Consider the following 1,160-nt stretch of genomic DNA (forward strand, 5'->3'; position numbering starts at 1 on the left):
TGAGTCACACCAGCCGGACCGATGCCAGCCTGCCAGCCAGCCCCAGGCCAGCCAACACACAATTAGAGACGGATCCGTCTACGTGCCGAGCGGGATGCCGTTTTCGCGGAGCACGCACTTGAGTTCGGCCACACCTGTGTAGTGGTGTGTGATCATCCCGAGTGCTGCCGCGCCGGCCAGTTTCGCGGGCGAGTCGTCGGTGAAGAAGACGCTGCTCGGGATGACGCTCATGCTGTCGAGCACGTACTGAAAAGCCCGCCGGTCAGGTTTGGCGAAACCGATAGTCGCAGAGTTGAAGATCTCGTCGAAGTGGGCATCGAGCCCGAGCGATGCAAGTTCTGCTGGGATGGTGTCAGACCCGTTGGTGAGGATCGCCGTCCTCAGTCCGAGAACTCGGAGTTTGTCGGCGAGGCCGAGTATCGCCGAGTCGGCGCGGAACGGTTGCCGCCCCCACGCTGCCGCGGCATCCGCGTTTCCAAGATGCTCGGCAATGCTGGTTATCCACTCCCGCCGGGAAAGGCGTCCCGTGGTGAGCTGCTCGATCAGCGGGCTGCTGAATGCGAAGCGTTCGATCGCGCCTGCCTCGATCCCGTACCTCGTCTCGAGCTCCTCGACATGGCGAGGATCGAAATGGCGCACCACACCGTCGAGGTCGAACAGCACAACGGCGATCACAGAAACCATCCTGCCGGAGACCCTGATCGGCGACCGATAGCGGATCCCGCTGCGCGCATGGCACGCATCAGCGCAGACTTATGATTTGTCCAGCCCGAGGTGGAGCGATCCTCGTTTGTCACGGGCGCGTTGAAGGGGTTGCGTGTGACTGCGGCAGGGTTGCGACGTCAAGGCTTCATTTCCTGCTTCGGATTCTTGGTCACGTTTGTCGCCATATTCGTGTCGAATCTGATCGGGCCGTGGTGGCCGTTGGGCTTCGGAATCGCAACCGTGCTGTTGTTCTTTTGGTATGGGTTCTCAACCGTCGGGACCCGGGTGGTGGCGCAGCGGGAGTTTTCTCGCGGGTATACGACGATCAAGTCGTTTGGCAGTCGTTATCGTTATGTGGACCCCAAAACCATCCGACGCGGTCAAGTCCCGGACGCAGGAGCGGATCCCGCCCTGTACGAGCCGCAGCTCGTACAGCTCCGCCCCATTCACGAATT

Annotated in this window: 2 protein-coding genes; one reads left to right on the top strand and one right to left on the bottom strand. The window is 61.4% G+C overall.

The features are described 5' to 3' along the window. Nucleotides 1–78: 78 nt before the first annotated feature. Nucleotides 79–684, bottom strand: a complete 606-nt coding sequence (locus ACYVDK_RS05400) for an HAD family hydrolase (protein ID WP_460519062.1) — start codon at nucleotides 682–684, stop codon at nucleotides 79–81. Between the two features lie 135 nt (nucleotides 685–819). On the opposite strand from ACYVDK_RS05400, the gene ACYVDK_RS05405 reads away from it, so the two are divergent. Next, nucleotides 820–1,160 (top strand): hypothetical protein (locus tag ACYVDK_RS05405; protein WP_460519065.1); only part of this gene is annotated, 341 nt, incomplete at its 3' end.

It is taken from the genome of Humibacter antri (assembly GCF_054777235.1).